Raw genomic sequence first — 26,678 nt, forward strand, 5'->3', positions numbered from 1 at the left:
TCGGTCTATAATTCCACTATCAGTGATAGTGATATTGGTGTTGTTTTCAATGGTACTAATAATACTTTAACTGGTTCCAATATACTCAATAACCTAAAAGGAGGAATAATTGTCTATAATGTAACTGGTAATCGTATTAATTATAACCGTATTTTCAATAATAATGGCACTGGTTTCGATATAGTAAACTTTGGAAATGATACAAATGCTGATTTGAATTGGTGGGGTAATAATACTCCTAATTTACCAGCTTGGATAAACAATTATTATATAGTTACTATTATTAAATTAAATGGAGAAGATTATTATATTTTATCTTTAAATGGTTCTTCCCCTGTTAATTCTACTATTGTGGCTAATTCAAGCCTTGTACAGATTGGTGAGAATGTTCTTATTAGTGGTCAGTTTGATTTTGATAGAGATGCTGATGCTAGTTTATTGCCTTATTTTGAAATGATAAGCAGTAATAGTTCAGGAAATACTACCTATGATGCTAGAATTCCTAGAAAAATAAGTAACTATGATAGAATTATTGTTGATAATCAAATATTAACAACTAATATTGATTTTATTTTTGACATTATTGTTGATGGTAACAAGCAAAACAACATTAATCTATCTGATGCTAATGCTATATGGACAACTGAATATACAACTAATCGTACTGGCAATATAACTGCAGGAATCAATTCTACTGGAAACTTAATATTCCAACAATTTAGTAATTCTACAACTTTCATAGTAAATGATCCAAATAAGAATAGTACTAATTCTACTATTGTTGTTAGTCCTAATCCTGTTCAGATTGGTGATAATATCACTGTTAGTGGTCAGTTAGCTAATTTTACTGGGATAACTAGTATTAATGTTACTATCGATGGCACATTATTTAATGTGGCTGTTGATGGTTCTGGTGGTTGGAGTAGGAATTATACTACTAATCGTACTGGTTCTATTAATGTTACTGTTAGTCTTTCTGGAAATGGTAATTTCTTTGATTTCAGTAATTCTACAACTTTCGCAGTGAATAAGAATAGTACTAATTCTACTGTTGTTGTTGGTAATGTTCAGATTGGTGAGAATGCTACTATTAGTGGTGTTTTAGCTAATTTTACTGGTGTTACTAGTGTTAATGTTACTGTTGATGGTAATATTCAATTGGTTAATGTTGATGGTTCTGGTGGTTGGAGTTTGAATTATACTACTAATCGTACTGGTTCTATTAATGTTACTGTTAGTCTTTTTGGAAATGGTAATTTCTTTGATTTCAGTAATTCTACAACTTTCGCAGTGAATAAGAATAGTACTAATTCTACTGTTGTTGTTGGTAATGTTCAGATTGGTGAGAATGCTACTATTAGTGGTGTTTTAGCTAATTTTACTGGTGTTACTAGTGTTAATGTTACTGTTGATGGTAATATTCAATTGGTTAATGTTGATGGTACTGGTGGTTGGAGTTTGAATTATACTACTAATCATACTGGTACTTTCGATATTGTTGTTAGCTTCGCTGGTAATGAAAATTATACAAGCTTTAGTAATTATACTAGCTTCAATGTTACTAAATTGGCTGTTAATTCAACTGTAAATATTCCAAGTGATGTCAAAGTGGGTAAAACCATAACAATTGATAGTGTGCTTGTTGATGAAAATGGTAATCCAATAGCTAATGCTTCAATTAATGTTACTGTTGATGGTAAAGTTTATCATTTGACTACTGATTCTAATGGTCGATGGAATATTACTTACAAACCAACTCATGCAGGAAATGTTAATACTGTGGTTGATTATTCAGGAAACGATAAATACTTTAGTTATACCAATACTACAACTTTTAATGTTGTAAAAGGTGAAGCTATTGTTGATATTGATGTGGTTAAAAATCCTGATGGATCTGTTGATGTGATTGTTACAGTAACCGATGAAGACGGCGATCCAATACCAAATCATGAAGTTGATGTTGATTTGGATGGTAAATACATCGGAAATATCGTTACTGATGTTGATGGTATTGGAAAAATCCATATACCAAGTAATAAACTCAATGATGGTAAACATCTGATTACAGTTACATCTGATAATGTAAACTACAATACTAATCCAGTTTCAGTTGAATTTGAAATAAAAAACAACAACAATGATACTAATAAAACAAATAACAATCCAGTAGCTAGTGCTACTATGAAAAATACAGGAATGCCAATAATAGCTATTATATTAGTGTTGTTAACCATATTTGGAATAGGTATTAGAAGAAAACAAAATTAAACATTTTTTTGGGAGGAGTTATTTATTTTCTCCCCAATTATTTTTTTTTATTGTTTGAGGGTGACTCATACTTTTTTTAGAAGTTTTATTTTCAGAAATCTCTTTTTTATACTTTTTTTTAGAAGTTTTATTTTCAGAAATCTCTTTTTTTATAATTTTTTTAGAAGTTTTATTTTCAGAAATCTCTTTTTTATACTTTTTTTTTAATATAGTCCTAGACATTTGATTTAAAAATAATATTAAATTTTTAATTGTTAAAATTCTTTTATTTATAAAAATAATGATTAATATGAATATTTAATAATATTATAATTTTGAGAAGTTTTGTCCAACACTATAAATTGAAATTTAGTAATCAAATAAATTAATTTAGAAAAATAGTTATATTAAATAAATTATTTAACCTAAGATAAATATTCTTATATAAACATATACAATATAAAGACTTAATAAAAATATTCCATGAATCCTAGTGAATTTCATATTGTTATATTTCATTATAAGTAATGTTATTGCTGCAATAGCTATCATCACTGGTGCATCAAAGTAGAGAGAAAGTGGTTCTACTGAAATTGGTGCAAAGAATGACATGAGTCCAATAGCTATTAATATATTGAAAGTGACACTTCCAAAAATTGTCCCCATAGAAAGATCATGAAGCCCTTTCATAGCTGAAGTTAATGTCACGACCAATTCTGGAATGCTTGTTCCAATAGCTAAAGTGAACAACCCCATAATTGTTTGAGGGATGCCAAAGATTCTAGATAGATCCACTGCACTGGAAACCAATAGGTCACATGCAATTGCTAATCCTGCAATAGAAATTATGACTAAAAGAACAGATTTTAATCTCACTTTCTTCTTTTTTTCCTCTACAATTTCTTTATATTCAATATGATTTTTAATATCATCTTCAATAATTTCTTTCTTCTCTTTAACCCTTTTAGCAGTCTTATTTTTAAAATTTTTAATGTCTTTTTTCTGATTTTTAAGTAGAATTCTAAAATAATAAACATAGGAGACTACCATTATTGTAGCACCTAAAATAGATATATTAAAAATTGAAATAGTTGGATTGGTTGGATTGGCTAAAAAAGCTAGTATCATAACACCCACTAATATTAATCCAGTGATTACAGCAACCAAGCCATCACGATTAATGGATCTTTTGTCTGCTTTAACAACACCTGTAACAGTGGCTGTTATACCTAATATCCCTGCAATATTCCATATATTAGATCCTAAAACAATACCTACGCCCATTTCAGAGCTGTGTGAGATAGTTGCTAAAAGAGATGAACCAAATTCAGGAAGAGAAGTTCCAATAGCTGCTGCAGTAACTCCTAAAAGAATTTGAGATACTCCTAAAGCAGTTCCAATCTCAACAATATTATCTACAAAGATATCTGCTGCTTTAATAACAATAAATAAAGAAAAGATTAGAAGTAGCAATGGTACTATAATTTCAAACACATAACTCCCTCCAATACATTTAACTCCAAAGAATAGGATTATCCTATACTAACTACTATAATCCCTTAATTATTATATTAATATTGTCTTATATTTAAAACTTAACCTTATAAACATATCTTTTTTTATTATATATTACTATATTCACTTATATGAAATTCAATTAATAACATAAAATATCAGTAGATGTTTTTATGTAATTACTAAAAATTATTTTAATAATTGATTAAAAGCAATACAGTAATTTTATGTTTTATCAAATTCAATAGCTATTTAGTCTAGTTTTAATAAAGATTATTAAATAATTATTTTATTTATATTCAATAAAGATTATTAAATAATTATTTTATTTATATTCAATAAAGATTATTAAATAATTATTTTATTTATATATTGAATTAATATAAAAAAGGAGTATTTTTATGTCTATAGAAGATCAGAATATTGGAAATCTACCAGAATTAATTCTTGAAACTGATGATATATCAATGATTTTAACTTTAAAAAAAGATTATTCTAAAATTGAAGATATAGATGAACGAAAAAAAGAATTCACGAAAGATATGAAAGATTTTATTGATGAATTTGTAAGTAATCCTGAATTTGATGAATTGATGAATTACTATTAGATAGAAATAGTTTTCTAAACTATAATTCATTTTTTGGAATTGGTTATTTTCTGATTTATTTTTTTTTGGAATTGGTTATTTTTTGATTTATTTTTTTTGGAATTGGTTATTTTCTGATTTATTTTTTTTTGGAATTGGTTATTTTTTGATTTATTTTTTTTGGAATTGGTTATTTTCTGATTTTTTTTGGAATTGTTTATTCTATAATTCAATTTCATAGATAGATTCAATGTTGTTTTTATGTACTTTAAAGGCGTCTTCTTCAGTTAAAATTTCTTTCCTAATAAAATCAAGAGTTCTTTTTGGAACAGTTTTTGGACCTAAAACAGCTCCTGGACGAGTTAAATCATCTAAATAATCAGTTTCCATTAAAAAATCAGTCCCTTTTGAAATAGCTATTTTAATATTTTCTTTTCCTGAGATAACAGAAGGTGTTAAACCAAAATTTTCTTTTTCTTTGACAAATGGTCCTGAAAAATGTTTAATTAGTTTCTTTTTGTTGAAATTTATCTCATCTGCAAAGGATGCAAATTCTTTAAACTGTTCTTCACTTGCACTTTCAGTATGTAGTTGAACTGGACAATCAATATCTTTAGCTAATTTAAGCCCATATTTGAGAATTTTATTTTGATATTTCATTTCTTCTACACTCACTTCATAGTGTGGTCGTCCAATTTCACCAATAGCTATTGCTTTTTTCTCTTCCACTAACTTTTGACTGTATTCTAATCCTTCTTTTATCATTTCAAATGAATTTTCTAAGGATGTTCCAGTTTCAACTAGCTTTGAAAGCTCAGAAGGATGAACACCACAAATTGCATAAGCTTTAACAGGCGTATTCTGGATTATCTCTTCAGTGTAGTGAATAACTAAATCCATAGCTTTTTTGAAGTTGAAAGGTTCTCCAAATGTCCAGGAAGGTTTATTTGGAATAATCATCACCCTTCCACCTGCATTATAAAATTCTTTAGCTATTTTTACCGGCCCTTTTCCATTAATGGGGTCAACATGGATATGATTATCTGTTATTGGAATTTCATTAGGATTAGCTATCATGGTACTCTTTTTTAATTTATATAATTTTTAGTATTTGTATTAATGTAATTGATGCTATTAAAAATCGGCCAGATTTTGTAAATTATATTTTTTCAAAATAAGAAAATTATCATTTACAATTGAAACGATTATTTCTTAATAGTTTTATTTATCAAAAATCATAAATATAATAAATATAATAAATGAGCTTTGAAGGATATGGGATAGGGATAATGCAATAACTTAATAAAAAAAGTTTTAATGAAGATAGAAGAAAAAAAACCTAAGAATCATGGTTATTTTTTTATGATGAATTAAATGACAGACCATTTACACAAATTTTAGTGATTTAGAAATAATAATGGAATTTTACAAAAAGGATTCTTATTAAGTAAAACGACCTAATTATATAAATAATTGTACAAGATAAATTAGAAGTAGCTAATTGATTAACTGAACATCATAATAATATATAATAGTATATGGTAATATTATGGTAATATAGGATAATGTATGATAATATTATGGTAATATAGGATAATGTATGATAGTATTATGGTAATATGGGATAATGTGTGGTAATATTATGGTAATATGGGATAATGTGTGGTAATATTATGGTAATATGGGATAATGTGTGGTAATATTATGGTAATATGGGATAATGTGTGGTAATATAGAATAATGGTGATAAAATGACTATTATACTTACAAATATTGGTGAAAATATATTAAATCAAAATATTATAAAAGAAACTTTTACTAAGTTAAAAAATCAGTATGAATTAAAAGAGGGAGAAGAACTAACAGAAATATTTTATTTAAATGAGAAAATATCAACTCCAAAATGGAGTTTTAAAGATATAAAACTAAATAAGTTTGAAATAGCTATGGATGAAGAGATGGAAGAAGTTTACAGTAATATAAATAAAATTATCAAAGATATTTTGGATAAAAAAGAATTTGTAAATGTAATAGTTGATAATAGCTTTCTTGCATACATAATATTAGAAATACTAATAAAAAACTTCAACATTACAGATGTTTTTATTTTAGAAAATGATGAATTAAAAAAAGCCCACCCATGTGGATGTGGCCCAGAGTATATGGGTTATTAGCTAACGATTGACATAGTCTCTGACTGATTAGTTTATATGTTTCAGTAGAAGATTCTTGCTCTCTTTTATAAATCCCCAGTTTTTTTATCATTAAAACTACTTTATTTATAAAAATAATGATAATATCAATATTTAAAAATATTATAATTTTGAGAAATTTTATCTAATTTTATAATAGACAATTTTTTATCTTATTAAAATTTAAAAATATTATAATTTTGAGAAGTTTTGTCTAATTATTATAATTTTGAGAAGTTTTGTCTAATTATTATAATAGACAATTTTTTATCTTATTAAAAACATAACATAATAAACATAGTGTAAGTTTTTTTGATTCATGAAACACGAAATTTTTGAGCTTGCATGTTATAAAAATTAGTAGTTTATCTTTTTTTGGACTATGATAAGCTGCTTTCAAATTATTCCACTAAAATATTAACTATTTGTTTTAGTAAATAGGAAATTCATTATTTAATTAAAATATATGATGGAGGAATATAAATGACAGAAGTAAATGAAGTATTCAAAAGTAACACTGGTAAAGTAGTTATGGTCATGGTTGATGGCCCAGGAGATTTGGTCTGTGATGATGAACCTATGGAACGTTTAGAAGAGCAAAATAGTGGTGAATTGGGAAAAAAACATATCCCAGTCATTGAAAAAAATGGTAGTAAAGTAACTGTTAAGATGGGTGAAGTTCCTCATCCAATGGTAGAAGAGCATCATATTTGCTTTGTTGAGTTATTTGTAGGAGATGAAGTTTTTCGTAAGTTTTTAAATGCTGGTGATGAACCAAAAGCTGTATTTGATATTGGTTCTTCTAGTGGAAACTTAAAAGCCCGAGAATATTGTAATGTGCATGATTTGTGGACATCTTAAATCCATAAATCTACTTTTTCTATTTTTTAAACTTTAAACAATATACATTTTTTGCACTATTATTTTAATATTAATAAATTTCATTTCTAACTTTATTTCATTTTTAACTTCTTTTTCTCTTTTAATCAATCTAATTTAATATGATTAGTTAAATAAGTGAATTTATGTTCTTAAGAGCTTTCACAAGAAAAATTGAAGAATAGACAGTTATAAAATAATTTATTTTTTGAAAAAAATAAGTTTTAAGAATGTAAGTTCCTTTATCGAAAAAACAGAAAACTGATTAGTGTTTATTATACTGATTAAGAATAAGGGAAACTCACATTCAATTATTAGTTATATTAATTCCAAGTATAAAAAGCTATCTATAAACATAGTAAAAGTTAAAAAAGTATTAATAAACATTTAAAAATGAATTTCATTAGGAACAAAAGAAAAATAATAATGCCAAATAATGAAAATACTCCTCCATATAATATATAAAATTTTGGCATAGTTTTTAACTGTCTGGAAATTCAGGATAAAACAATTTTTTAGAGGAACTGATGAAAATACTTATTTATTGGGGACTATGTTAAAAACAAGTATAAATAATATCTATTTAAATTATCATTATTTTAGATATATTTATATTCATGAATATCATATATATTATTATTAATCTTATGAATTGATAAATAAAATTGTTACTAAACTCAGAATTCGTAATAGCTAATATTTATTGAGTTTGTATATGTTACTAAACTCAGAATTCGTAATAGCTAATATTTATTGAGTTTGTATAATAAATGTATAATACACTTAATCTAGGTGAGAATATGAAAAAGAGGTTGAATAAAGATCATTCTTTAGCTAAAAAAATTGGATACACCCCTAAATACTTTACAGAAGATTCCGAAATATATCTAGAAAATGATAATAGAATTTATATTAATTATATAGAGTCTAGAAGAAAGGGCAAAAATTATTTTAAGAATCTTTTAAATGCAGCTCATAACGAAAGATTGAAAATATTTATTCCTCAAGCTTCAGTTACTTTAAAGAAAATAATTAGAAGCTATAATCTTTCATTTGATCTTTGGGTAGCTGCAGATGAAAAACTATGCTTAGATAATTTTGCTGATATCCATTTAAAGTGGTTGGAAATTAAACATGAAGATGAATAATTTCATTGCGTTTAAAAAAATATTTACAAATAATTCCATAATTAAGTTATTTTTTTGTGAAAATACAAATTGATGAAAATTCTAATATTATGAAAAGCTATTATTAATAATTAATACAGTGATTTAAATTATTAAATTTAATAATCTTATATTAGCTATTGGTGTTTTTAGATGTTTTAAATGATTTTGATATTTTTAATAATCTTATATTAGCTATTGGTGTTTTTAGATGTTTTAAATGAGTCTAATAGTATTTATTTTTGATTGTTTCTATTGATTTTTTTCTCAGAACAAGGGTTAACAACATTATTAATATCTTTGTTTGTTTCATATTCTTCTTTATAGCCTATTTTATTAAGAACATTTTTCACATCGACTTTTGTATTAAAGCATCCAGTTCTTGAGAGTAAGACTCCTTGAGGGTTAAAATTAGCTAATTTCATCATAGATAAATTCAAATCTTCATAACAAGCTACACCCAAAACCGCTTCAAATTCATTATTTTTAATAATATTTTTTATAAATGTTGAACCTGGAATAACAAACACTTTATAGCCCATATTTTCAGCTTTTGATTTTATGATGCCAATAGCACATTTACCACAACAATTACAGACAAGTCCAGTTTCATCTAAAATAGCTTCACATTTTGGATTTCTAAGACAATGGGGAAGAACAAGTATCTTTTTTTCATTATCAATCTCTTCAAATTTCGTTTCATTGATTTTATTTCGTACTTCGACTCCAATGTGGTCTACCATAACCTCATCAAAGCCTAAACTTTTAGCTAATTGTTTTAATGGGGAATAAAATACATCTAATGCAAAAATAATTAATTTTGGAAAAATAAGAATATTTCTTTTAAGAAGTATTTTACCGAATATTAAAGCTAGAATAAGTATTATAAATAGAAATACAGCTATTACAAATAAGCTTTGTCCGAATATTTCAAAAATATTATTCATCATGATATTATCTCTTATTATAACTTATTATTGATATAAATTTCTCATGATATATAAATATACTACATATCTACTTAAAAATGCTCTAGTAATGCTAAATATTGAAATTTAGTATTATTTATTTAAAAATTGCTATATTACTATTTCAGATATTATATTTAAAAATAATTAGAATGTTTATTATTTTGAATTTAATATCTTTTTAATTTTATGTTATTAATATTCAAAATTTAGTATTTTTTATTTAAAAATTAAATTTTCTTAAAGATTAATCTGTAAAGTTTTATTTAAGGATTAATCTGTGAAGTTTTATTTGAGGATTAATCTTCTAAAGTTTTATTTAAGGATTAACCTTCTAAAGTTTTATTTAAGGATTAATCTTCTAAAGTTTTATTTAAGATTAAATTGTTAAAATTGTAATGAATATTATATTTTTTCAATCTTATAGTTATCAATGTTTTCTGAAATAATTATTCCTTCTTTAGTTTTATCTAACTTTAAGCCAGATAAACTATTACAAGAACATAAAATATCCTGTTCTGGATGAGTTCCAGGAGTTATGTTACAGTCTAACTTTACGCTTTCTCCAATGGATAAAACCATTTTCAATCTTTTAGAAGTAGGATGGTCTTTTGGTAAAACAATGATTGGAGATTCCATTTCTCGAGTAATAAAAGCCATGGCCTTAATGGCCGTTTCATATTTTTTACCAGTTCCAAATGCAGAGATGGCTATTAGATCATCTTTTTCAAGATAAACTACAATTTCTTCCTTTTCTGGGGTTCCAATAAAAAGCATTTGATCTTTAGCTACTTTGACTATTCCCACAATACCAGTACCACCTATTAGAAATAATATTTCTGATGAATCTAATTTTATCTCTTTGGTCAATTTGATCTTTCCTTATGGATTAACTCGTTATTACTTGTGGATTAACTTGTTATTATCTTAAATTAGATATTTTAGCTTTATATTTACTCTTAATTTTTTATTTTCTATTAAATAAATAAATAAATTTTTAATATATAATAATTTGTACTTATTCATAACATTCAGTGATTTCTTCATTATGTTATTTGATTTATTCCAAGGATTCAACATTATCACTTTGACATGATGGGCAGATAACTCTTTTTCCAAGTCCTTTAAACTCATTACCACAATCTAAACATCTATATCTCTTGGTTTTAAGTTTTTTTAACTTGATATCTCCCATTGGCCCTCCAACAGTACACATATAATCACCTTTTTATTTTTATAATATTTATATATCTTTATTTTCTAATATTTAATTATTTTCTTTTGAGGATGTAAACTTTTGTGGAGTTTTTTTATTTTTTTGTTTGTATTGGGGGTTTTTCCATGTGGCGTGCTAGATATTCTAGTAATCCTTCGTTTGTTTTGAATTTGTGTGTTGTTTCTAATTTTTGTGTTTTACTGTAGTGTTGTTCTGCTTGATTGGATGTTATCGGTATGAGATTATCTTTAGTGAACTGTGTGAGGCTTTCAATGTTTGGAATTATTTTATCAGCCAGTAATGTTATTATTATCTCTGGTAATCTTTCTGATTTATTTAATATAGTTTCATATCTTTTTAAACATTCATTTTCATCGTAAATGCGGAATATATTGTTTGAATTTTTCATGGAGACTTACTCGATATCTCTTTTTCCCACCAATATAAACATATTGTTCATCCATGACATAATAGCCTGATAATTGCTTAAATTTATGAATAAGACTCTTTCATCCTTTTTTAACTTTTTTGGATCTATTTTAAGGAAATTTTTAATAGATTGGTGTGATATTTTAAGATTTAAGAAATTTTCAGTATCTCTGGCTATTTTTCTCAATGGCCCTCCCCTATTTTTCTTAGATTCTCTAATTTTCTCACAATTATCGATTTTGGGGTTTATCTCTATAAACCCTTGTTTCACTTGTTTTACAGATCCACAGTTAGGGCAAGTAGGATTATTCATCTGATAATTCCCATTATCAAGAATTTGGATATTTTTATTGATTTTTTTCTTTTTATTGTGCGGAAAAGCATATTTCACAACTTTAGTTTTAAAATCAACTTTTTCTTCAATACAATCGAAAAGTTTAAGTTGAATAGAACCAATATTATCTATAATGGCAGATTTACTTATTGTAGTCATAAATAAGTATCTGTCCTTTTCATATTTAAATTTAACTACTTAATTCTCAATGAAAAACTCATCAAGTAACGTTTCGAGTGTATTATTTTCAAATAACCTCCAATAATGGACTAAATGGTGAAAAAAATTCAATTCACATTTTCTAATTTTTGAAAAAATTCCACACTTTTTCATAAAAACCCCACTTTTTTGACAGGCTCCTATTTATAATATTAGAACAATAAAAAATTTATAATTAAATTATAATTATTATTATTTCATTTCTCTTTTAAATTATAAATTATTAACTTAATTAAAAGTAATTACTATTCTTATTAATTTTAATATTATTTTGGATTTAATATTTTTCAATGAATTTTTTATATTATATCATTATTTTTAGTTTTAATTGATTAACTATAACTATTGAATTTTATAGATCGGATTTTTTGATTGTAAACTATTTCAATGTTATAAAACTTCCTATAATTAATATTTTTAAAAATTTTAATAGAATTGATTTTTCTATAAATTCTTTAAATGTTGAATATTTGATCTTACGATTTTTAATAAAATAACTGTTTCCTTAATTCAATATTGTCTATATCATTTTGTTTTATGAAACTCTTCCATTATATTTTTATATATTATTAGTATATATTTTATATTTATATGAAATATATATATATATATATATATATATTATATAGATAAGTTTATATATTGAATAGTCATATATTAAAATTTTATGTGAACATTCTGTTTGTTTATTAATATAAAACTTAAATTAAATTCATTTTTTTCATGATTTATATAGTAATGGAATTAGAAAACTAAATTTTTATGAATAGGGAGTCTTTGTTTTATAAATTATAAAAATATAAAATTTTTATAAATCATGATGAGTATCCTTAAAATAGAAGTAAAAATGGTGGATGGGAAAAATCAATTAAAATTTTAGTTTATTAATATTGAAAAAGTGATTGTCATACTTTAATAATAAAATGGAGTGATTAAATATGAATCCTATTATATCAGTTGTTATGCCAGCATATAAAGAACCATCCAGTTACCTTACACAATCAATTGAATCAATATTAAACCAAACTTTAACAGACTTTGAACTTATAATCATATTAGATAATCCTGAAAATAAAGAATTAGAAAACTTAATACTTAACTACAAGAAAAAAGACGATAGAATTGTTTTTTTAAAAAATAAAGAGAATATGGGTATTGCGAAAACACTTAATAAAGGAATAGAAAAATCCAAAGGAAAATACATTGCAAGACTAGATGCGGATGATATAGCTTACCCTGAAAGACTAAAAAAACAATTAAAAATCATGGAAAATGAAAAATGCTATTTAGTTGGTTCAAAAGCAGATTACATCAATAACCAAGGAGAATTTGTAGAAAATTTAGCAAGTGAAATATCACCATTCTATAAATATGAAGAAATAAAAAACAATATAATCAAATTCAACTTCTTTATACACCCATCGCTAATGTTTAAAAAAGAATTAATAGAAAAAATAGGGGATTATGATTCTAATTTTAAGTTTACAGAAGACTATGATTTAGTACTTAGAACAATAAACCAATATAAATGTGTAATAACACCAGAACACTTAATAAAGTACAGAATCAACAAAAATGGGCTCACACAAAATAACATGATTCCAATGTTAATCTATACAATCAAAGCAAAACTCAATGCTATTATGAAATATGGTTATCCTAAAAAGGATTTATTGGTTATATTCAACCCTATTGTGTATTTTAAGTACTATTCTAAGAAGTTAAAAATATTTAATAAGTCAAATTAACTATTATTTTGGGGTGTCATATATCAAAATTAATAAATTTAAAGTTTCTGTAATTATCCCTACATTTAATGCTGAAGATTATTTATTGGATACAGTCAATTCAGTTATCAATCAGAGTTTAGGTTTTGAAAATATTGAACTTGTGATAGTTGATGATTGTTCTACAGATGGGACTAAAGACATTATAAAAATGTTGCTAAGTAAATATGAGAATATAATCTCAGTTTTTTTAAAAAAAAATACAGGTTCTCCTTCTATTCCCCGTAATGTGGGAATTAATACTTCTTCTTCTGATTATGTTATGTTTTTAGATAATGATGATATTTATTATCCTGAAATTTGTGAAAAATTATATAAAGAAATAAAAGAAACTAATGTAGATTTAGTTATTTGTAGAAATAAATTATTAATTGATAATGAATATCAGAATAATAAGTCTTTTTTTGATAATTATGATGAAGTAATAATGATAAAGAATATTTATGAAATGCCCGAAATGATGAGTTATTCATATACAGGTTCTGATATTTGTAATAAAATTTTCAAAAAAGAAAGATTAATAAAAAATAATATATTTTTTCCAGAAGAAATTTTATATGAAGATTTTGTATTTAATATAAAATATTTTTTAAGTTCGCAAGGAATTGTATTTCTAAATAATTATTATGGCTATGAACATAAAATTAGATCAGATTCAATCTCTTACACATTTAAAGAAAAAAATCTTTTAAAACAATTAAGTGGACTTAAAAAGGTGTTTCATATACTTAAAAATAAAAAAGAGTTTGATGTATTTAAATATGAACTTTTAGCTGGTTGGACTAAATTATTTTTGTTAACAGAACTGAATAAAAAATGTAATTTATATTTTTTAAATGAAGTTAAAAAAATGTATAAAAGTTATTCTTTGTTCTTAAAACTTAAGAGTGTTAATTTATTAACAAATATACTTGTAAATCTTATGATAAAATTGTTTTCAGTAAATGTTAAAATTGCATACTACTTTAAAGTCATTGTTTTTGAAATTTTTATAATAAAAATGTTTAAAAAATTCAAATAGGAAGTGTTTATTTTTGAATTTAAATACTAAAATTCATAAGTTAATTAAAAGAAATTATCGAATCCATAAACTCTCATTTATACTTTTCCATGCTTATACTTCTTTAAAACATATTTTTATACTTAATAAGTACAGATTCGAATTAATAAACGTTTTAAACAGTAATTTGGATGTTAAAACATCTGAAAAGATAAAATTATTGGATTTTATTTCTCAAAAACATTATTTTGATTTTAATTTCGATTTAACATTTCCTTATGATTTTGTTAAAAAATATAATCCTTTTAATATCGCTGTTTATCATGATGAAATAAATAATATGAACTATGTACTACATAATAATAAAAGACTATATTTTCCAAAAAGCTATGGTAAATGTTTAATTCAAAATATTTATAATCAACTTTTAATTGAACAAGACCCAGATTCTCCACATAAATATGTGAATAATAACTTTCATGTGGAAAAGGGAGACATTTTAATTGATGCGGGGGCTTGTGAAGGATTTTTTGCACTTGAAAATGTAGAAAATGTAGAAAAAATATATCTGATTGAGGCTAATGAGGAATGGAAAGAACCATTAGCCAAAACATTTTTACCATATAAAGACAAGGTAGAATTCGTTCATAAATTTGTATCAAATAATAATCAAGAGGGAAAATGGAGGGGAATAAGTTATATAACATTAGATAAACTATTGGTAGATGAGTGTAATAAGAATATATTTATAAAAGGAGATATCGAAGGTTTCGAATTAAATTTGTTAAAAGGTTCAAAGAAGCTATTACAAAAAAATAATGTAAAACTTGTACTTTGCACATATCACAATCAATTTGATGGAAGAGATATAAACAACTATCTAAAAAGTCTTGGATTTGAAACAAATTTTACAAAAGGATATATGTTACCATTAATTGAAGAATTTTTTAATAAAATCGAATATCCTTACTTTAGAAAAGGAGTGATTAGAGCATCTAAAAAAATAATTACTAGCTAAAGAATGAATACAGAGTAAATTTACAATAAATAGTTTCAACTATAATGTAAATTATGAATAAAATATTATTAAATAATACTTATCAATGTTTTTAAAATGAACAATATTAATTTGATGAAAAAATTCATGAATTATATAAATAATGTTAGAAAATCAAGTAATTTTTGTTTAAATAATAAAAATTAACTTTAATGAGACAATAAAAAAACGTTTTACTTTGAAGAGGTGATGTAAATGAAAATATCAGCTATTATAAATACATTGAATGAGGAAGAAAATATAGAAAACCTTTTGAAAACTATAAAGTGGGTTGATGAGATAATAATTGTAGATATGTATAGTGAAGATAGGACTGTTGAAATAGCTAAAAATTACACTGATAAAATATATTTTCATAAAAGGTTAGGATTTGTTGAGCCAGCTCGCCAATTTGCATTTGAAAAAGCTTCTAATGAGTGGATATTAGTCTTAGATGCTGATGAATTAGTACCTAAGATACTTTCGAATGAGATGATTAAAATTTCTGAAGAAAATAAATATGATGTTATTTATATTCTAAGGTCTGATTATTTTATAGGTGAACCTTTAAAGGGCACACTTTTTGAATCATTTAGATTTCAACCAAGATTCTTTAAAAGAGATAAGCTAGTTTTCACTGATAAAATTCATGGAGGTGTTGAGATTGACGAAAAAGCCATAACATACAAAATAAATGATAAAAAAAAACAGATATTTCACCTTTCAGACAGTTTACATGGAAATGATACTATATTTGAAGACTTATTTTTAAAGCAAGATACATACACTACAATAGAAGCTAAAAATAATATAGAAGGAATTAAAAACCAAAAAGTTTTTTTAAAGATTATTTATTATTTTTGTATTATTTTAAAATACTATTTATTAATAAAATTACAAAAAAAGAACAACAAAACTGGATTCCAAAATATCTTTTATGCTTGTAGTTGGATTAATTACTTTGGTTTGATTAATGCTAAACTTAATTTATATTATAAATACGGAACTTTTGATTTTTCAGAAAATATCATAAATAACTACAATAAAATTGCAGAAGAAGTTGCAAAAGAATATGAAGTTGGTGAATAAGGAATAGAATAGAAAAAATTTGCCATAGCCAAAATTAAAAATTTTTATATAAATTCAAACTAATATTCAAAGCTTTTATTTTCATGAAAATGTCTGAATTTCAGCTAGTTTTATTAATGGAAGATCTTTAAAAAAGGATTAATATTAAATTCATTATGAAATATTTTATTTTTCATGTTATATACAAATAGTATGATACTTATCTGTATTAATTATGAATTTATAATATTAAATCCATCAGTCTATTATAAATACTATTCTAAGAAATTAAAGATTTTTCGCACGTTTAATTAAGTTAAAAAATAATCATAATAATTAATAATAATAAAATAATTCAAAGGTGATATTATGAAATTTGGTCCATTTGCTTCATTTAGAACTGGAATAAGAAAATCATTAAGTCTTATTAAAATAGGCATTAATCCATTTTTTTGCATTGCCATTTATTTAGGCATTATAAAAAGTCATATATTTAATTTAAAATATATTGGAAAAATTGAAATTGATAACTCAAATGGGGAATTATTAGAATATTATCGTTGTATGCGTTACACTAATGAAGATCCAAAAACAATCAATAGAATTTTTAAAGAAATTATAAGTAAAGAAGATATAATAACTATTCGAAATATCAAATTTAATAATATTAATAAAGATGCTGTTAATATGTTTTTAGCATGTTTTTATACTGATGAATATTCAATAGAGGATAATATTGGGGGGGGGGGGGAAATCAGATAAGGTTGTTATAGATGTAGGTGCAAATGTTGGTGATTCTGCCTTATTTTTTGCAAATAAAGGATATAATGTTATAGGTTTTGAACCAGTCCATTCTTTTTATGAAGTGGCTTTAAAAAATATAAAATTAAACCCAAATTTAGAAAAAAGAATAAAATTAATAAACAAAGGAGTTTCTGATAAAAAAGAGACAATACATATAAACTATAATTTTGTAGGAGATGGGGGTGCCTCTTCCTTTGGTGAGAGCCTTTACGAGTGTGAGGTTGAAACATTAACGATTAAAGATATTTTAAATGAGTTTAATATTAAAAATCCTTATTTATTAAAGATGGATTGTGAAGGATGTGAAAATCCCATAATTTGTAACTGTGACCTTTCAATGTTTGATAAAATAATCTTTGAATATCACACAATTTTAACAGGACTTTGTCATGAAAAATTAGTTGACAGGTTAGAAAAACAAGGATTTAAAATAAGTAAAATAGAAGGAAATAAAGAAATAGGTGTTATCCACTTAGATAAAGAAGATAATTTAATATAGGTTAAAATATTATACCAAAATGCATACATTACTGTTTGTCTGGAAATGAAGAAAAAATGAGCTAATATAGTATGACACCAAATTTTTGGTAAATTTGCTTATGATTTTTTTAATATATAATTTCTTTTGTTTTTCTTTTAGATTCTGCCTAATAATTATTCTGGTCCCTAAAAGAAGTCCATACATATATTTAAATTAAAAAATAAGCAATGAATTTTTTAAAATTATGGGCTGTTAGGTTGTCTTTTTATTTTTGGATCTATTTTAAGGAAATTTTTAATAGATTGGTGTGATATTTTAAGATTTAAGAAATTTTCAGTATCTCTGGCTATTTTTCTCAGTGGCCCTCCCCTATTTTTCTTAGATTCTCTAATTTTCTCTTTTTAACTGTTAAAAAAGTTTTTATTTTCTTCTTTAATGTTTTCTAGGGTGGTTGAGTATTTTTTATTGCAGGATTTACATTTATATCTTTGTAAAAATATTTTAATTTTCTCACAATTATCAATTTTGGGGTTTATCTCTATAAACCCTTGTTTCACTTGTTTTACAGATCCACAGTTAGGGCAAGTAGGATTAATCATCTGATAATTCCCATTATCAAGAATTTGGATATTTTTATTGATTTTTTTCTTTTTATTGTGAGGAAAAGCATATTTCACAACTTTAGTTTTAAAATCAACTTTTTCTTCAATACAATCGAAAAGTTTAAGTTGAATAGAACCAATATTATCTATAATGGCAGATTTACTTATTGTAGTCATAAATAAGTATCTGTCCTTTTCATATTTAAATTTAACTACTTAATTCTCAATGAAAAACTCATCAAGTAACGTTTCGAGTGTATTATTTTCAAATAACCTCCAATAATGGACTAAATGGTGAAAAAAATTCAATTCACATTTTCTAATTTTTGAAAAAATTCCACACTTTTTCATAAAAACCCCACTTTTTTGACAGACTCCTTTTTATTTTTTGACAGTCCATATTTTTTATATTCCTATTTTTGCTCAATTTTAACTTTAAATCTGATGTTTTTTAATAGTTGCTTAATATTAGTAGTAATTTATATTAATAAAAAGGAAAATAAAATATAATTATATGAAAAATGAAAATCTTTATATGTTAAGTTATTATGTGATAGCTGCACTTTTAATAGGACTGGCTTATTTTAATTTTAATATAGGGGGTATTCCTCTAGTGATTTTATCATTAGTTTTAGTATACATTCCAATCATTACTTATATCTATATTGTTATTAAAACTAGTTTTTTACAGAAAGTATTATTTATTTTAATGATAATTTTCATGATTTTAACCATTTATCAAAATATTGAAACTATAGTTCTTCCAATATTTGTCAGTTTTTTTGTTTTTCATTCTTTAGTATATAAAGATGAGGTAACTAATACTAAAAAAAGAATTTTCATCTCATTATTCTTTTTAGTAATCTTATTTTTAATGTTAGGGGTTTATATAACGAATTATTTCAATTTAATTGGGTTAATATTCTTTGGATTAGGTATCATAACCCTTTTAACGACTTTAACGGAGTGAGTGAGAATAGCTAACAACATGTTTAATAGGAATTCTCTATATATTTGATGTTATATTTATTTGGATTAATGGGATTGTTATAAAAAGATTTGATGTTATATTTATTTGGATTAATGGGATTGTTATAAAAAGATTTGATGTTATATTTATTTGGATTAATGGGATTGTTATAAAAAGATTTGATGTTATATTTATTTTAATTGGAGTTTATGTTAGAAAATCAATTATTATGGTGAAAATTATGAAAAGAACAGTTTTTCCTTTTACAGCTATTGTTGGTCAAGAAAAAATTAAAAAGGCTCTTATTTTGAATGCTATTAACCCTAGTATTGGAGGAGTTTTGATTAAGGGAGATCGTGGCACTGGGAAAACCACAGCTGTGAGAGCTTTAGCTGATCTTCTTCCTGAAATTGAGATAGTTGAAAATTCTCCATTTAATGCAGATGAAAATAGCTATAAAGAGTTTGAGCTTTATAAGGCCAACGATAAAAAACTTACAGATGAGATTAAATTAGTTAAAACTCCAATGAATGTAGTTGAACTTCCTTTAGGGGCCACAGAAGATAGAGTAGTTGGTTCTTTAGATATTGAAAAAGCTTTGCATATGGGTATTAAAGCGTTGGAACCAGGATTATTGGCCCAGGCTAATAATAATATATTGTATATTGATGAAATTAATCTTCTTGATGATAATTTAGTAGATATATTACTGGATGCTGCAGCTTATGGAGTTAATATTATAGAAAGAGAAGGCATATCTATTTCTCATCCTTCCAAGTTCATTCTTATTGGAACTATGAATCCTGAAGAAGGAGAACTAAGAGGACAATTATCTGATAGGATAGGTCTTGAAATAGAAGTTGAAGGTATTTTGGATGTTGAAGATAGAATTCTTATTATGCAAAGAAGAGAAGAGTTTGAGAAAGATCCAATAGCTTTTAATAAAAAATTTGAAAAAGAAGTAAAAAAACTACAAAATAGAATTATTAAAGCAAGAAATATTTTAGAAAATATTGAAATAAACACTGTTTTTTTAGAAATAATAGCTAGAATAACCTTAGAATTAGGTGCTGAAGGTCATAGAAGTGATATAGCTATTTTAAAAACAGCCAAAACAATTGCTTCATTTAATGAACACATGGAAGTTCAAAATAATGACTTAGAAGAAGCTGTTTTCCTTGTTTTAGGGGACGATAATCTTTTATTCCAAAGAATTCAAAAAATTAAAAGAGAAATAGAAAAAAGAGAAGAAGATTTAAAAAAATCAAAACTAGAAAGTATTGAAGAAAGTCTGCAGGAATCTCTTCAAGATAAGCTAGGAGAAATCAACCAAAAATTAGATATCAACTTAAATAATGAAAAAGAAGAAATTCAAGATGAAGATAAAAGTAATGATGAACATCTTGATTTAAGTGATTCTATATCTAAAAAAACAAGTTTTGTAGATGATTCTGATTTTAAAGCTAAAGATGATCTAGAATCTAAAATCAATGAAGGGAAACAGTTAGAAAATTTTAATGAAATAGAAACAGAAGAGAGGAAGTTTGATATAAAAAAATCCTCATAATGGATAATACAAAAGATAGAAAACTTTATGGAAAGCAAGTGAAATCTCAAAATAAAACAGGAAAATATGTTAAAAGTAAATTTCTAAATTCAAATCTAGAAGAAATAGCTATTGATGCCACCTTAAGAGCGGCTGCCTTAAGAAGTGGTGAGAGTATTAATAATATTTCTAATCTTGAAAAAAAGCAAAATATTCCAGTTTTAGAAAGAACACAGGATAATTTAACCATTAAAACAAACAGTAATTTGGAAAATAATGATATAATTAAGATAAAAAATGAAGATTTGAGGGAAAAGATTAGAAAACATGGTGTAAGAGCAGCTATTACTCTTGTAATTGACATGAGTGGATCCATGATTTCAGAAGATAAACTTATTAGAATTAAATCAATTCTAAAAAAAATAATAACTAATGTTCAATTAAATAAAGATAAATTAACTGTAATTGGATTTAAAGGAAGGGATTCCGAAGTAATCATTCCAAATACTAAAAGACCTGCTTCCTTTTTAAATAATCTTAAAAATATTACTGTAGGTGGAACAACACCCATGGCTGCAGGATTAGATAAAGCATTGGAGATAACCAAACAAGAAGCTAAAAAAGGAGAATATCTTCCTATTATGATGATTTTATCAGATGGAGTAACTAATGTGGGGTTAGATAAGTCCAATATTAGGAGAAAAAATAAGAATAAATCAACTAAATACAATATTAATAGAACCAGCTTTAAGAAAACTAATTCCAACAAAAATAAAAATCCAAAAAGTTCTATTACAATGAATAATAACCAAATCAATAATCCTATGAGTGATGTTTTAGCTATTGGGGAAAAAATAGCTGAGAATGAAATTCATACAATTATTATAAACTTTGAAAAAGAAAAAGGTAAAGGTAGAAGTGTTAATAAAGAATTATGTTTCATAACTAGTGGTAGACTCTATGATTTAGGTAGCATATATGATTCTTTTAATAATAATCATTTAGATAATGAAAAATTAGAAAATAATTCAAATCCTTCTTCAAAATCTAAATCTTTAGTTTTTGACTCATTTAAAAATGATATTTCAGATTTAGCTATTGATGAGATTTTAAATTTTGAAAGGAAGAACATTTAGAAGTGAATCATTTAAAAAGTTAGGAATAGTCATTTAAAAATTATTATAATTGAATTTTTAATAAAATATAATGGTATTTAATACTAATTTGATTTTTTAAAATGTGGTAATTGTTTGTTGTTTATTTGATTTTTTAAAATGTGGTAATTGTTTGTTGTTTATTTGATTTTTTAAAATGTGGTAATTGTTTGTTGTTTATTTGATTTTTTAAAATGTGGTAATTGTTTGTTGTTTATTTGATTTTTTAAATTGTGGTAATTAATAGTTGCTTCGATTTTTTAAATTAAGGATAATCTAAAATGAAGGTAAATTTAATGAAAAAAAATAGTTTTCCATTTACAGCTATAGTTGGCCAAGACACGATTAAAATGGCTCTGATTTTAAATGCTATTAATCCTTCTATTGGGGGAGTATTGGTTAAAGGTGACCGGGGGACTGGGAAAACAACCGCAGTTAGAGCTTTAGCTGATCTTCTTCCTGAAATTGAGATAGTTGAAAATTCTCCATTTAATGCAGATATTGCATCATACAAAGAATTTGAACTCTATAAATTTAATAATGAATCTACTGTGGATGATCTCAAAACAGTTAAAAAGCCAATGGAAGTGGTTGAACTTCCTTTGGGGGCTACAGAAGATAGGGTTATTGGTTCTTTAGATATTGAAAAAGCTTTGCATATGGGTATTAAAGCGTTGGAACCAGGATTATTGGCCCAGGCTAATAATAATATATTGTATATTGATGAAATTAATCTTCTTGATGATAACCTTATTGATGTTCTTCTTGATGCAGCTTCTTATGGGGTTAATATCATTGAAAGAGAAGGTATATCTATTTCTCATCCTTCACGATTTATTCTTATTGGAACTATGAATCCTGAAGAAGGAGATCTAAGAGGGCAGTTAGCTGATCGAATTGGGCTTAAAATTACAACTACAGCAATTGATGATGTTAATAAAAGAATTTTGATTATGAAAAGGAGAGAAATTTTTGAAAAAGATCCAGAGTCTTTTATTCAAAAATTCGCAAAAGAGCAAAAAATACTTCAAAATAGAATCACTAAAGCAAGAGAGACATTAGCTGATGTTACAATTGCTAAGGATTTCATAGAAATAATAGCTAGAATTACAAGGCAACTTGGATTAGAAGGTCATAGAAATGATATAGCTATTTTGAAAACATCTAAAACAATAGCTGCATTTAATGACCATTTAGAAGTAGATGAAAATGATCTTGAAAATGCTATTTTACTTGTTTTAGGGAATTTACCTCAATGTGATAATTCAAATCAGGTTAAAAATCTAATCCAAGAAGCTAAAAATAACATGGAAGATGAAAAAGAATATAAAAATCAAGAAAATCATGAAAACACTATTGAATATAATAATAAAGATGAAAGTGATGAAAGTAGAAATAATGAAAATAATGGATTTAATGATGATGATGAAAATAATCAAAATTCAGATAACTATGATGATTCTTATGATCAAAATTTAAATAATATGCAACATAATGAGAATATAGATAACCAAGATAATAATGATCAAATTGATGATTTTAGTAATGATAATGAAAATAATGATACTAGTAATGATGATAATGGAAATAATCATGATTCTAATGAATCAAATGACTCTCATTCTAATGAAGGAAATCAAAACCAAATGCAATCTCAGATAAATGAATCTGAACATGATTTTGATGATTTAAAGGTTGATCATTTAGAAAATATTTATCAGCAGAAGCTAAATGAATTTGAGATAGCTACTCTTGAAAAAGATATTGAAAAAATGCTTGTAATGAGTGGGAGAGAAAAAGAGAAGCTGTATGGTTCAAGAGTAGAATCTAAAAGTGAAAAGGGAAAATATGTTAAAAGTAGATTTTCATCTTCTCCAAAAGATATAGCTATTGATGCTACATTAAGGGCTGCTGTTTTGAATTCAGAAGGAAAAAACATGGCTAATAATAACAATGGATTGTTGATTAATGTAAAAAAAGGGGATTTACGAGAAAAAATCAGAAAACATAAAGCCAAGGCTAGTATATGTATTGTAATTGATATGAGTGGGTCAATGGTATCTGAAAAGAAGGTTAATAAGATCCGTGGAATTTTAGATAAAATTATTAATAATATTAATAGAAATGGAGATAAGTTAACGGTTATAGGATTTAAAGGCCAAGATTCAGAAGTTATAATTCCTAATACTAAAAGACCTAGTTCTTTTTTAGATAAAATCGATAAGATAAGTGTAGGTGGAACCACACCAATGGCCGCAGGATTATCAAAATCTCTTGAATTTCTTATAAATGAAAAGAAGCAAGGAGAATTCATTCCAATGCTTATTTTACTTTCTGATGGAATGCCTAATGTAGGTTTGAAAAATAGCAATCTTAAAAATATAACTGGTAATCCTATAAATGATGCTTTAGCTATTGGTGAATCATTAAGTGAAAACAATATTTATAATATTATAATTGACTTTGAAAATAAACGTAAATCTGGTCGAAATGTAAATATGGAATTAGCTTATATCTCTAAGGGTAGATATTATGACTTAGGTAATATTTATGATCCTAGTTTATCTATAGATAAAATTTTAACTTATGAAAGAAAAATGTTGTAGATAAGAACCATTCATTGTTAATATAATAGTTCTTTATAATCTTTTGTTAAGCCATGATAACTATATTTTTAGAAACTGTGACACTGGTATGTCAAAGAGAAAAAAATTATAGGTTATCTCCAACATCTAATATTTTTTGAATATTAATAAAATTGTTTATTTATTATTATATTTTAAACAAAGTTAATTAAGTGCAAATTAAAACTAATTAAGTGATTAAATGAAAATAAGAGTTTTTCATGCAGATGAATGTGATAAAAAAAAATGTACCACTTATAAGATGGAAAAATTAGGTAAATGTGAAATTTTTTATAATTTAAATCAAATTTCTAAAGGAGCTATTGTGCTAAATCCATTTGCTGAAAAGTCAGTTTCTCCTGAAGATAAGGAAATTGTTGAAAAAAGAGGAATAATTGGACTTGACTGCTCTTGGAATAAGATATCATCCTCAGCTACATTATTTAATTTAACTAAATATCATCGAAGTCTTCCATTTTTAATAGCTACAAGTCCTACAAATTATGGAAAACCATGTAAACTATCAACTGCAGAAGCTATTGCAGCTACATTATATATAACTGGATTCAAAAATGAAGCAGAAGCTATTATGAATGGATTTAAATGGGGTCATACTTTCAAAGAATTAAACTTCGAACTCCTTGAAGGCTACAGTAATGCAAAAAAGAGTGGGGAAGTAGTAGCTATTCAAAATGAATATTTAAGTAAATATGATGAATAGGTAGCTATTTAGCTATTTATGAATTTATTCTTCATTTTTTATAGTTATTTATCATTTTCTGATTATTGATTATTCTTATTATTTTTGATTCTTTATTATTGATTATTCTTATTATTTTTGATTCTTTATTATTGATTATTCTTATTATTTTTGTAGATTCTATTTCAAATAATATTAATTTTTTATATAATTAATTTGATTTTCTTATTTGATTTTTGTTATTAATTTTAAATTTATTTCTTGTATTTAAACAATTTAATTTTTAAATAGATAGCTAAAGGTTTAAATACTATTAAAACTATAATTTTTAATGTTCTTATTAATCAAGAATATATAAAAAATATTTCTGATTTTATTTCATGAAATCATTATAATTTGAGAGTTTAACTAAGGGTAATTATTATTTCTAATGTATATTTTATATAGTTTTATAAATTTACGTGATTTAATTAAGTCTATAACTCTTTAAGCAGCTAAAAAAATACTAAAGATAAGGAGGATTATTAATGGCTAGATTCGAAGAAGCTGAAAATAGAATTTTCAAGGTTAAAATTTGCTTAAAATGTAATGCTCGTAATCCCGCAGCAGCTACAACTTGTAGAAAATGTGGTTACAAAGGTTTAAGATTTAAAGCGAAAGAACCAAGAGGATAAAGTTATTCTCTTAACTTCTATATATTTATTTTATATCATACTCTTTTTTAATTAGGTTTTAATGACATCCATTTATGAATTAACTAATATGATGTTATTCTTCTATCATTAACAGTATATATTTATTAATTATTGTCATTATTGTTACCATTAATTATTATTATTGTTACCATTAATTATTATTATTGTTACCATTAATTATTATTATTGTTACCATTAATTATTATTATCATTAATTATTCTATTATTCTTTTTACTATCTTTGTTATTTTTAATTCTTATTAATTTTTATTTTCATTGTTTGTTTTTAATGTTCTTATTTTTCAAGATTATTTTTGTTGTCATTATATAATCAACTCTGTCAACTTTAGGTTTTTTTCTTTTTATTATTCTTGGTTTGTTTATTTTTCTTTAAAAATTTTTTCTATTGTTGTATGGGTATTTGTTTGCTAGTGGATTTTTGTTTCTTGGTGTGGATGG

27 protein-coding genes are annotated in these 26,678 nt (G+C 24.8%); 16 read left to right on the forward strand and 11 right to left on the reverse strand.

The genetic code is table 11. The features are described from left to right. Positions 1-2,268, forward strand: a 2,268-nt coding sequence (locus tag MBCUT_RS11320) for a beta strand repeat-containing protein (protein ID WP_169805406.1), incomplete at its 5' end; no start/stop codon positions are given. Positions 2,269-2,286: 18 nt separating this feature from the next. On the opposite strand, the gene MBCUT_RS05700 is transcribed toward MBCUT_RS11320, so the two are convergent. Then, positions 2,287-2,490 (reverse strand): hypothetical protein, encoded by a 204-nt coding sequence (locus tag MBCUT_RS05700; protein ID WP_067259723.1) that lies wholly within the window; start codon positions 2,488-2,490, stop codon positions 2,287-2,289. Between the two features lie 177 nt (positions 2,491-2,667). Beyond that, complete coding sequence (locus tag MBCUT_RS05705) at positions 2,668-3,741, reverse strand: calcium/sodium antiporter (protein WP_067259724.1); 1,074 nt, start codon at positions 3,739-3,741, stop codon at positions 2,668-2,670. Between the two features lie 422 nt (positions 3,742-4,163). Between MBCUT_RS05705 and MBCUT_RS05710 the strand changes: the two genes are divergently transcribed. Then, a complete protein-coding gene (locus MBCUT_RS05710; protein ID WP_067259725.1) occupies positions 4,164-4,370 on the forward strand; it encodes a hypothetical protein in 207 nt (68 codons plus the stop codon). Positions 4,371-4,571: 201 nt separating this feature from the next. On the opposite strand, the gene MBCUT_RS05720 is transcribed toward MBCUT_RS05710, so the two are convergent. Continuing rightward, positions 4,572-5,426 (reverse strand): TatD family hydrolase, encoded by an 855-nt coding sequence (locus tag MBCUT_RS05720; RefSeq protein ID WP_067259727.1) that lies wholly within the window; start codon positions 5,424-5,426, stop codon positions 4,572-4,574. 674 nt (positions 5,427-6,100) lie between these two features. Here MBCUT_RS05720 and MBCUT_RS05725 point away from each other — a divergent pair. The 3 genes from MBCUT_RS05725 to MBCUT_RS05735 all read left to right on the forward strand — a co-directional run bounded on the left by MBCUT_RS05725 (position 6,101) and on the right by MBCUT_RS05735 (position 8,568). After that, positions 6,101-6,523, forward strand: coding sequence for a hypothetical protein (locus tag MBCUT_RS05725; protein ID WP_067259728.1), 423 nt, complete (start codon positions 6,101-6,103; stop codon positions 6,521-6,523). Positions 6,524-7,024: 501 nt separating this feature from the next. After that, positions 7,025-7,402, forward strand: a complete 378-nt coding sequence (locus tag MBCUT_RS05730; protein ID WP_067259729.1) for a desulfoferrodoxin family protein — start codon at positions 7,025-7,027, stop codon at positions 7,400-7,402. An 818-nt stretch (positions 7,403-8,220) separates the two neighbouring features. Beyond that, positions 8,221-8,568, forward strand: a complete 348-nt coding sequence (locus MBCUT_RS05735; protein WP_067259730.1) for a hypothetical protein — start codon at positions 8,221-8,223, stop codon at positions 8,566-8,568. Between the two features lie 254 nt (positions 8,569-8,822). Here the strand turns inward: MBCUT_RS05735 and MBCUT_RS05740 are convergent, their stop codons facing one another. The 6 genes from MBCUT_RS05740 to MBCUT_RS11730 all read right to left on the reverse strand — a co-directional run bounded on the left by MBCUT_RS05740 (position 8,823) and on the right by MBCUT_RS11730 (position 11,866). Then, complete coding sequence (locus MBCUT_RS05740) at positions 8,823-9,536, reverse strand: DUF116 domain-containing protein (RefSeq protein WP_067259731.1); 714 nt, start codon at positions 9,534-9,536, stop codon at positions 8,823-8,825. Between the two features lie 423 nt (positions 9,537-9,959). Then, on the reverse strand, positions 9,960-10,424 hold the full coding sequence (locus MBCUT_RS05745; protein WP_211263777.1) for a hypothetical protein: 465 nt from the start codon (positions 10,422-10,424) through the stop codon (positions 9,960-9,962). 190 nt (positions 10,425-10,614) lie between these two features. Further along, the gene (locus tag MBCUT_RS11325) at positions 10,615-10,770 is read right to left on the reverse strand and encodes a hypothetical protein (protein WP_169805407.1); all 156 of its coding nucleotides are present in this window, start codon (positions 10,768-10,770) and stop codon (positions 10,615-10,617) included. Positions 10,771-10,864: 94 nt separating this feature from the next. After that, positions 10,865-11,179, reverse strand: a complete 315-nt coding sequence (locus MBCUT_RS05750; protein WP_067259732.1) for a hypothetical protein — start codon at positions 11,177-11,179, stop codon at positions 10,865-10,867. A 6-nt stretch (positions 11,180-11,185) separates the two neighbouring features. Next, entirely contained in the window at positions 11,186-11,692 is a 507-nt protein-coding gene (locus MBCUT_RS05755; protein ID WP_067259733.1) for a hypothetical protein, read from the reverse strand. A gap of 39 nt (positions 11,693-11,731) precedes the next feature. Then, complete coding sequence (locus MBCUT_RS11730; RefSeq protein WP_281177946.1) at positions 11,732-11,866, reverse strand: hypothetical protein; 135 nt, start codon at positions 11,864-11,866, stop codon at positions 11,732-11,734. Between the two features lie 824 nt (positions 11,867-12,690). On the opposite strand from MBCUT_RS11730, the gene MBCUT_RS05760 reads away from it, so the two are divergent. From MBCUT_RS05760 to MBCUT_RS05785, 6 genes are all read left to right on the forward strand, one after another. Next, entirely contained in the window at positions 12,691-13,500 is an 810-nt protein-coding gene (locus MBCUT_RS05760; protein ID WP_067259734.1) for a glycosyltransferase, read from the forward strand. Positions 13,501-13,513: 13 nt separating this feature from the next. Further along, positions 13,514-14,560, forward strand: a complete 1,047-nt coding sequence (locus tag MBCUT_RS05765) for a glycosyltransferase family 2 protein (RefSeq protein WP_169805408.1) — start codon at positions 13,514-13,516, stop codon at positions 14,558-14,560. Between the two features lie 13 nt (positions 14,561-14,573). Beyond that, the gene (locus tag MBCUT_RS05770; protein ID WP_067259736.1) at positions 14,574-15,557 is read left to right on the forward strand and encodes an FkbM family methyltransferase; all 984 of its coding nucleotides are present in this window, start codon (positions 14,574-14,576) and stop codon (positions 15,555-15,557) included. Positions 15,558-15,791: 234 nt separating this feature from the next. Beyond that, complete coding sequence (locus MBCUT_RS05775) at positions 15,792-16,664, forward strand: glycosyltransferase family 2 protein (RefSeq protein WP_067259737.1); 873 nt, start codon at positions 15,792-15,794, stop codon at positions 16,662-16,664. A 348-nt stretch (positions 16,665-17,012) separates the two neighbouring features. Further along, a complete protein-coding gene (locus MBCUT_RS05780) occupies positions 17,013-17,405 on the forward strand; it encodes a hypothetical protein (protein ID WP_067259738.1) in 393 nt (130 codons plus the stop codon). Continuing rightward, complete coding sequence (locus MBCUT_RS05785) at positions 17,380-17,946, forward strand: FkbM family methyltransferase (protein ID WP_067259739.1); 567 nt, start codon at positions 17,380-17,382, stop codon at positions 17,944-17,946. Before MBCUT_RS05780 ends, MBCUT_RS05785 begins: the two co-directional genes overlap by 26 nt. A 383-nt stretch (positions 17,947-18,329) precedes the next feature. On the opposite strand, the gene MBCUT_RS05790 is transcribed toward MBCUT_RS05785, so the two are convergent. Together MBCUT_RS05790 and MBCUT_RS11735 are read right to left on the reverse strand one after the other, a co-directional pair. After that, complete coding sequence (locus MBCUT_RS05790; protein ID WP_067259740.1) at positions 18,330-18,707, reverse strand: transposase family protein; 378 nt, start codon at positions 18,705-18,707, stop codon at positions 18,330-18,332. Positions 18,708-18,746: 39 nt separating this feature from the next. Next, positions 18,747-18,881 (reverse strand): hypothetical protein, encoded by a 135-nt coding sequence (locus MBCUT_RS11735; RefSeq protein ID WP_281177946.1) that lies wholly within the window; start codon positions 18,879-18,881, stop codon positions 18,747-18,749. An 860-nt stretch (positions 18,882-19,741) separates the two neighbouring features. On the opposite strand from MBCUT_RS11735, the gene MBCUT_RS05800 reads away from it, so the two are divergent. From MBCUT_RS05800 to MBCUT_RS05820, 5 genes are all read left to right on the forward strand, one after another. Continuing rightward, positions 19,742-21,067 (forward strand): ATP-binding protein, encoded by a 1,326-nt coding sequence (locus MBCUT_RS05800; protein ID WP_067259742.1) that lies wholly within the window; start codon positions 19,742-19,744, stop codon positions 21,065-21,067. Next, positions 21,067-22,182, forward strand: coding sequence for a vWA domain-containing protein (locus tag MBCUT_RS05805; RefSeq protein ID WP_067259743.1), 1,116 nt, complete (start codon positions 21,067-21,069; stop codon positions 22,180-22,182). The genes MBCUT_RS05800 and MBCUT_RS05805 overlap by 1 nt, the downstream gene beginning before the upstream one ends. Positions 22,183-22,496: 314 nt before the next feature. Further along, the gene (locus MBCUT_RS11550) at positions 22,497-24,806 is read left to right on the forward strand and encodes an ATP-binding protein (protein ID WP_084270736.1); all 2,310 of its coding nucleotides are present in this window, start codon (positions 22,497-22,499) and stop codon (positions 24,804-24,806) included. Between the two features lie 220 nt (positions 24,807-25,026). After that, complete coding sequence (locus tag MBCUT_RS05815; RefSeq protein ID WP_067259745.1) at positions 25,027-25,545, forward strand: DUF367 family protein; 519 nt, start codon at positions 25,027-25,029, stop codon at positions 25,543-25,545. A gap of 506 nt (positions 25,546-26,051) precedes the next feature. Continuing rightward, entirely contained in the window at positions 26,052-26,198 is a 147-nt protein-coding gene (locus MBCUT_RS05820) for a 50S ribosomal protein L40e (protein ID WP_067259746.1), read from the forward strand. The last annotated feature ends 480 nt before the right edge of the window (positions 26,199-26,678 follow it).

Origin of the sequence: Methanobrevibacter cuticularis (genome assembly GCF_001639285.1) — an archaeon.
In the GTDB taxonomy this organism is placed as follows: domain Archaea; phylum Methanobacteriota; class Methanobacteria; order Methanobacteriales; family Methanobacteriaceae; genus Methanobaculum; species Methanobaculum cuticulare.

Coding starts and splice junctions, on each gene's coding strand:
- MBCUT_RS05780 (WP_067259738.1), top strand. CDS start 17,013: ATGAAATTTGGTCCATTTGCTTCATTTAGAACTGGAATAAGAAAATCA.
- MBCUT_RS05740 (WP_067259731.1), bottom strand. CDS start 9,536: ATGATGAATAATATTTTTGAAATATTCGGACAAAGCTTATTTGTAATA.
- MBCUT_RS11735 (WP_281177946.1), bottom strand. CDS start 18,881: ATGAAAAAGTGTGGAATTTTTTCAAAAATTAGAAAATGTGAATTGAAT.
- MBCUT_RS11550 (WP_084270736.1), top strand. CDS start 22,497: ATGAAAAAAAATAGTTTTCCATTTACAGCTATAGTTGGCCAAGACACG.
- MBCUT_RS05805 (WP_067259743.1), top strand. CDS start 21,067: ATGGATAATACAAAAGATAGAAAACTTTATGGAAAGCAAGTGAAATCT.
- MBCUT_RS05720 (WP_067259727.1), bottom strand. CDS start 5,426: ATGATAGCTAATCCTAATGAAATTCCAATAACAGATAATCATATCCAT.
- MBCUT_RS05800 (WP_067259742.1), top strand. CDS start 19,742: ATGAAAAGAACAGTTTTTCCTTTTACAGCTATTGTTGGTCAAGAAAAA.
- MBCUT_RS05820 (WP_067259746.1), top strand. CDS start 26,052: ATGGCTAGATTCGAAGAAGCTGAAAATAGAATTTTCAAGGTTAAAATT.
- MBCUT_RS05760 (WP_067259734.1), top strand. CDS start 12,691: ATGAATCCTATTATATCAGTTGTTATGCCAGCATATAAAGAACCATCC.
- MBCUT_RS05700 (WP_067259723.1), bottom strand. CDS start 2,490: ATGTCTAGGACTATATTAAAAAAAAAGTATAAAAAAGAGATTTCTGAA.
- MBCUT_RS05815 (WP_067259745.1), top strand. CDS start 25,027: ATGAAAATAAGAGTTTTTCATGCAGATGAATGTGATAAAAAAAAATGT.
- MBCUT_RS05710 (WP_067259725.1), top strand. CDS start 4,164: ATGTCTATAGAAGATCAGAATATTGGAAATCTACCAGAATTAATTCTT.
- MBCUT_RS05775 (WP_067259737.1), top strand. CDS start 15,792: ATGAAAATATCAGCTATTATAAATACATTGAATGAGGAAGAAAATATA.
- MBCUT_RS11730 (WP_281177946.1), bottom strand. CDS start 11,866: ATGAAAAAGTGTGGAATTTTTTCAAAAATTAGAAAATGTGAATTGAAT.
- MBCUT_RS05730 (WP_067259729.1), top strand. CDS start 7,025: ATGACAGAAGTAAATGAAGTATTCAAAAGTAACACTGGTAAAGTAGTT.
- MBCUT_RS05725 (WP_067259728.1), top strand. CDS start 6,101: ATGACTATTATACTTACAAATATTGGTGAAAATATATTAAATCAAAAT.
- MBCUT_RS05750 (WP_067259732.1), bottom strand. CDS start 11,179: ATGAAAAATTCAAACAATATATTCCGCATTTACGATGAAAATGAATGT.
- MBCUT_RS05735 (WP_067259730.1), top strand. CDS start 8,221: ATGAAAAAGAGGTTGAATAAAGATCATTCTTTAGCTAAAAAAATTGGA.
- MBCUT_RS11325 (WP_169805407.1), bottom strand. CDS start 10,770: ATGTGTACTGTTGGAGGGCCAATGGGAGATATCAAGTTAAAAAAACTT.
- MBCUT_RS05755 (WP_067259733.1), bottom strand. CDS start 11,692: ATGACTACAATAAGTAAATCTGCCATTATAGATAATATTGGTTCTATT.
- MBCUT_RS05790 (WP_067259740.1), bottom strand. CDS start 18,707: ATGACTACAATAAGTAAATCTGCCATTATAGATAATATTGGTTCTATT.